The 5,867-nt window shown below is 72.5% G+C and carries 7 protein-coding genes; 5 read left to right on the forward strand and 2 right to left on the reverse strand.

Annotation, left to right across the window (positions count from 1 at the left end; genetic code table 11):
- Window positions 1-500 precede the first annotated feature (500 nt).
- Together GXW76_RS24700 and GXW76_RS24705 are read right to left on the reverse strand one after the other, a co-directional pair.
- Window positions 501-827: a YnfA family protein gene (locus GXW76_RS24700; RefSeq protein WP_211864804.1), complete on the reverse strand. Its 327-nt coding sequence runs from the start codon at window positions 825-827 to the stop codon at window positions 501-503.
- Between the two features lie 39 nt (window positions 828-866).
- Window positions 867-1,997, reverse strand: coding sequence for a M20 family metallopeptidase (locus GXW76_RS24705; RefSeq protein ID WP_211864798.1), 1,131 nt, complete (start codon window positions 1,995-1,997; stop codon window positions 867-869).
- A gap of 118 nt (window positions 1,998-2,115) precedes the next feature.
- Here GXW76_RS24705 and GXW76_RS24710 point away from each other — a divergent pair, with 118 nt between their 5' ends.
- The 5 genes from GXW76_RS24710 to GXW76_RS24730 form a co-directional block, all read left to right on the forward strand.
- Complete coding sequence (locus GXW76_RS24710; RefSeq protein WP_211864799.1) at window positions 2,116-2,562, forward strand: MaoC family dehydratase; 447 nt, start codon at window positions 2,116-2,118, stop codon at window positions 2,560-2,562.
- Between the two features lie 4 nt (window positions 2,563-2,566).
- Entirely contained in the window at window positions 2,567-3,148 is a 582-nt protein-coding gene (locus GXW76_RS24715; RefSeq protein ID WP_211864800.1) for an LOG family protein, read from the forward strand.
- Between the two features lie 152 nt (window positions 3,149-3,300).
- Window positions 3,301-4,218: a bifunctional riboflavin kinase/FAD synthetase gene (locus GXW76_RS24720; RefSeq protein WP_211864801.1), complete on the forward strand. Its 918-nt coding sequence runs from the start codon at window positions 3,301-3,303 to the stop codon at window positions 4,216-4,218.
- A 370-nt stretch (window positions 4,219-4,588) separates the two neighbouring features.
- Complete coding sequence (locus GXW76_RS24725) at window positions 4,589-5,275, forward strand: hypothetical protein (protein WP_211864802.1); 687 nt, start codon at window positions 4,589-4,591, stop codon at window positions 5,273-5,275.
- Between the two features lie 40 nt (window positions 5,276-5,315).
- A partial coding sequence (locus tag GXW76_RS24730; RefSeq protein ID WP_211864803.1) for a hypothetical protein occupies window positions 5,316-5,867 on the forward strand: 552 nt, incomplete at its 3' end.

The raw sequence follows: 5,867 nt of genomic DNA on the forward strand, positions 1-5,867 counted from the left end.
CGGTGCCGGAGCGGTTGTCCCAGTCGAGCACCGGGTCGATCACCGCGCCACGCTTCGTCGCGGGATCCCACACCAGGTAGCTCACCGTGTTGGTCGGCTCGTCGAAGAAGGGCCGGATGGTTGCGGCGGATGTCATCGGCGGCGTTCTCCCCTCACCATGATCGCAGAACGCCGCGGGCGGCGTGAAGCGACTATCCCGGGGCGCCTTGCCGGCCGGTGCGGCCCAGGGTTGCATGATCTGGAACGGAACGGGACTGCCATCCGCCGCCTCACCGCTCTTGTATGGGCGGCAGCGATCGCCGGGTCGCGGTCGAAGGTCCTTGCTGCCCAACGGCCCCGCGTGCGGCTACGCCCGGCAGTGATGCCTGCGCATCATGGCGTCGCACCGCTGCCTGCTCGCCGGCGCGGCCGTGGCCCGGCCGGCGGTCCTGGTGTTCGGCGGTTCCGCCCGGATGCGGGGAGGTCTCCTGGCGGATCGCCCTCCGGCGTCGGAGCCCCGGTCACGCCCCGCGGGGCGCAAGGAGGATGACGGCCGCGCCGCCGACGCAGAGGGCTGCGCCGAGCAGGTCCCAGCGGTCCGGCCGCAGCCCCTCCACGCCCCACATCCAGGCGAGCGAGGCAGCGATGTAGATGCCGCCATAGGCGGCGAAGGCCCGCCCGGCGGCCGGCGCCTCCACGCGCGTCAGCAGCCAGGCGAATGCCGCGAGCAGCACGAGCCCGGCCGGCAGCCACCACGGGCTGCGGCCGAGCCGCGTCACCGCCCAGACAGCGAAGCAGCCGCCGATCTCGGCGATGGCGGCGAGCGCATAGATGCCGCCCGCCCGCAGCACGTCAGCCGATCGTCCCGGACGAGGCGGCCGCGCCGCTCACTCGATCGTCTCGAGCAGTTCGCACAGCGTCGCGCAGCGCGGCGCCAGGTCCTGCCAGAGGATGTGCTCGAAGGGCGCATGCGCCCCCGCGCCGGTGCAGCCGAGGCCATCCAGCGTCGGCACGCCGATCGCCGCGGTGAAGTTGCCGTCCGAGCCGCCGCCGCGATGCTGCTTCGGCAGGTCGTAGCCGTTCCGCGCCGCGATGCCGCGCGCCATGTCGTAAAGCGCGGTGATGTCCGGGGTCTCCACCATCGGCGGGCGGTTCATGCCGCCCTCGACCTCGATGCGGATGCCGTTGCCGTCGTCGCCGGCCATGGCGTGGATCAGGCGCTCGATGCGCTCGCCGGCCGGGATGTCGGCGACGCGGAAGTCGATCTCGCAGCCGGCCTCGGGCGGGACGACGTTGGGGCGCGTGCCGCCCCAGATCGGCGCGACATTGGTCGTCGTGCCGCCGGGCAGATCGGTCAGGGCATGGATCTCCAGGATCTTGCGCGCCAGCGCCACCACCGCGCTGCGCCCGTCCTGCCAGTTGCCCCCGGCATGGGCCGAGACGCCATGCACCTTCATCACGAAGCGGCCCACGCCCTTGCGCGCGGTGACGCAGGCGCCGCCGGCGCCGGCCGGCTCGGGGATGAGCACGGCGCGCGCGCCGGCCGCCGCGCGCTCGATCGGCGCGCGGGAGGTCGGGCTGCCCACTTCCTCGTCAGGCGTCAGCAGCAGGATGATCGGGCGCTTCGTCCTTACCTTCTGGCGCAGGATCTCGCGCACGGAATGGAAGGCGAAGAAGGAGCCCGCCTTCATGTCGTAGATGCCCGGCCCGTGGGCCTTCGCCCCGTCCACCTTCCAGGGCATGGAGGTGGCGAGCGTGCCATGGTCCCACACCGTATCGAGGTGCCCGGCAACGACCACCGGCGCGCCCTCGCCCGGGGTGCGGGCGACCAGCGTATCGCCGTAGCCGTCGCGGCCGGGGATGCGTTCCAGCGCCGCGCCGACCGCGGCGAGTTCGGCCTGGGCCTTGTCGATCAGGCCGTTCACCGCCACCGGGTCCGTCGTCGGCGTCTCGTGCTCGACCCAGGTGCGGAGTTCCTGGAGAAGGCGTTCGGAGGAACCGATCTGGGTCTGCGGCATGGCGCTGGGATCCTGATGCTGGGAACCCCCGGCTTCTCGCAGGGGGGTTTTCCCTTGTCCATCCTCGGCGGGGCCGTTAACGACCCTCCCGCAGCGCACAAAGGGACGATCGCCGCCCATGCCCGAGAGCTACTACTTCGAGGACCTGAGCCTCGGCCTGACCGCGAAGTTCTCCAAGACCATCACCGAGGCCGACATCGTCCTCTTCGCCGCCGTCACCGGCGACACCAACCCCATGCACCTCGATGCCGAATACGCCGCGACCTCCATCTTCAAGGAACGGATCGCGCACGGAATGCTGGCGGCGGGGCTGATCACCAAGGTGCTGGGCACCCAGTTGCCCGGCCCGGGCACGATCTACATGTCCCAGACCCTGAAGTTCCGCGCCCCGGTCCGCATCGGGGAAACGGTGACCGCGACGGTCGAGGTCGCCGCCCTGCACCCGGAAAAGCACCGCGCCACGCTGCGCACCGTCTGCACCGTGAAGGGCGAGCCGGTGCTGGAGGGCGAGGCCTATGTCTCCGTCCCCTCTCGCGCCAGCCTCGCCGTGCGCGCGGCGGAATAAGCCCATGCGCCGCGTCTGCGTCTTCTGCGCTTCCGCGACCGGCGCACGGCCGGAATACGCGCAGGCCGCCGAGGCCCTCGGCCGTGCCATCGCCGCGCGCGGCATGGGCCTGGTCTTCGGCGGCGGCGGCGTCGGGCTCATGGGCATCGTCTCGCGCACCGCGCTGGCGGCCGGCGCGCCCGTGACCGGCATCATCCCGCACGGGCTGGTGAAGCGGGAGGCCGGCAACGGCGACCTGCCCGACCTGCGCGTCGTCGATTCCATGCACGAACGCAAGGCGTTGATGGCCGAGATGTCGGACGGCTTCATCGTGCTGCCCGGCGGCTTCGGCACGCTCGAGGAAGCGGTCGAGGCGCTGACCTGGCTGCAACTTGGCATCCAGCGCAAGGGCGTGGTCTTCGTCGATACGCTCGGCTACTGGCAGAAGCAGATGGCGATGTTCGACCACATGCTGGCCGAAGGACTGCTGCGGCCCGAGATGCGCCCCATGGCGATGCTCGCACCCGACCCGGAGGCGGCGCTGGACGCGCTCGACGCCTTCACCCCGCCGGAGGTGCCGCGGTGGCTGCGGCCAGGCGAGGAATGAAAGGGCGGGGGGAGAAGAGAACTTCTCCCCCCGGCCCCCCCCTCGACCTTCTTTGGCCTTTGGGAACTGACAGCCGAGACCAGCGCAAAAAAGCCAGAAAAGGGAGGGGGTTCGGGGGAGGTTCACCCTCCCCCGACCTTCTGACGACCGTGATGATCATCGATTCCTGGCACCACGTCCCGCGCGAGGCCCGCGGCGCGACCGTCGCCCTCGGCAATTTCGACGGCGTGCATCTCGGCCATGTCGCGGTGCTGCGCGCGGCCCATGCCGCGCGCCCCGACCTGCCGCTCGCCGCGCTCACCTTCGAGCCCCATCCGCGCGAGCATTTCCGCCCCGACGACCTGCCCTTCCGGCTGACCCTGCTGCCCGCCAAGGCCGCCGCGCTCGCCGCCGCCGGCACGGGCTTCGTCTTCGCGCTGCCCTTCGACGACGCCTTCGCCGCCATGAGCGCGGAGGATTTCGTCGAGCAGGTGCTGCATCGCGGCCTCGGCGCGAAGCACCTCGCCTGCGGGCCGGATTTCGCCTTCGGCCACCGCCGCGGGGGCGACGTCGCCTTCCTGGCGCGGGAAGCCGAGAAGCGCGGCATGGGCCTGTCCGTCGTGCCGCCCGTCCAGCAGGAAGGGGAGGCGATCTCCTCCACCCGCATCCGCCGCCTGCTGCAGGACGGCTATCCCGACCGCGCGGCGGAGAAGCTCGGCCGCCCGTGGGAGATCCGCGGCACAGTGGTGCATGGGGACAAGCTGGGCCGCGTGCTCGGCTGGCCGACGGCGAACATCTGGCTCGGCCGGCACCTGGAACCTGCGCGCGGCGTCTATGCCGTGACCGTGGCGCTGCCCGGCGGCGCCCAGGCCAAGGGCGTCGCCAATGTCGGCCGCCGCCCGACCCTGGGCGGGGATCCGGAGACGCGGCTGGAAACCTTCATCTTCGACTTCGACGGCGACCTCTACGGGCAGGAGATCGGCGTGCGCCTGGTCCGCTTCCTCCGTCCCGACGCGAAGTTCGCCGGGCTCGAGGAGCTGAAGGAAGCGATCGCCCGCGACGTCGCGGAGGCCCGCGCAGTACTCGACTGATACGGGCAGCAGCGTTCGCTGACCCGTTGGTCGAGCTTGGCTGCCGCGCGTCTCCCTCTGCGTTGCTTGCGGCCGGCCCGCCACCCCCCGCGTGCAGATGCGCCCGGCGATGATGCCGGGCGCATGAAGCGTTGCGCCCCTACTGACAGGCCAGCGCCGGGGCGGCGCTGCCGCCGACGCATGGCCCGGCATGCGCCGCCGGGTGCAATTTCGGAATCATTTCGTCTCGGTTTCAGGATTTCCTGCCCCGCCAAGGCGTCTCCTTTCCCTGGTTGCACAGTACGGCGGGAGGAGGCCCGGGATGCGGAGCCATGAGCCCGGCCCCGGCCTCCTTTCCGCCGCGCCATGCGCACCGAGAGGAGGTTCCGTCATGCTGCCGCACCGCCTTGCCGCCGCCACCCTGGCCGCCATGCTCGCAGCCGCGCCCGGACTTGCCGATGAATATGCGACCTACCAGCAGGTTGAATTCACGCCGGTAGGCGCCGGTGGAATGCCCGCCTGCACCAGCTCGGCATTGCTCAACCGGCCGGATGCCTGGGTGCCGGGCGACGCGGCGGTGGTGATGCTCGGCACGGGGCCTCAACTGGATCGCGGGCGCGATCCGCTTCTCGCCGCCCTGCTCTCGGAGCGCGCGGCGGTGCTGGAGGTGACGCCGGGCACCTGTGAAACCTCATCGACGACCGCCGACACCAAGACTGATGCGCTGGATGCCTTGGCGGGCGCGCTGGTCGCCCTGCGGCAGGCAGGGGCGGGAATGGTGGTGGCGATCGGCTTCGGTGGCACCGCCACGGCCGCGACGGTCGAGGCGATGGATGGCTCCGCGCTGGCCGGCCGGTTCGGCCCGGATGGGCCTCGCTTCGCCGCCGGGTTCGGCGTGGAAGCGGGCACGCCTGTCTTTGCGCCACCCGGACGGGAAAGTGCCGGCGGCCGGCTCGACCTGCTGTGCCGTGCGCTCGCCCAGGCGATCCCGGGCGGGGCGCGCGGTGCGGCCGCCTGCGCCGCGGCCTTCGACGCTGGCGCGGCGGGAACGCAGGCGGTGACGCGAGCCCGCCCCTGACGCCGCGACGCGGCGCGGAAGCACCCTGCGGAGGCGTGCCATGACCCGCCGGCCCATGATGCCGTTCCTTTTCGGCCTCGCGACGGCCACGGCGCTGCTTGGCGCCCCGGCCGCCGGGGCGGCGGAACCATCGACCGTGGTGGACCTCCTCTGGGTCACCCCGCGGGGCGCCTCCGGCGCCCCGGCACCCTGCGCGCGCCTCCTGCTCGTCGAAGCGCCGGTGGACTGGATATCGGGTGATGCCGCGGCGGTGGTGCTGACCGTCGGTGACGCGGACGAGGTCACGGCGGCGCGGGTCGCCGAGGCGATGCTCGCGCAGCAGGCGGCGGTGCTGCACCTGCGGTTCGGCCGTGACGGCTGGATCGGCGGCTGCAACGCGGCGCTGCCGGAGCCGCCGGTCGAACTGGCCTACGCGCTCGATGCCTTGCGACGGGAAGGCGGCGCCGGCCTGGTGGTCGTGATCGGCATCGGCGCGGCCGGCTCCGTGGCGCTGGGCGCGGCGGCGGAGGCGGCTTCGGGCGCCCCAGGCACGGGTGGCTCGCGCCTGGCCGCCGCCGTGGCGATGGGCGGCCAGGGGCCTGCTGCCTTCCTC

This window comes from Neoroseomonas soli, from assembly GCF_018129065.1.
In the GTDB taxonomy this organism is placed as follows: domain Bacteria; phylum Pseudomonadota; class Alphaproteobacteria; order Acetobacterales; family Acetobacteraceae; genus Neoroseomonas; species Neoroseomonas soli.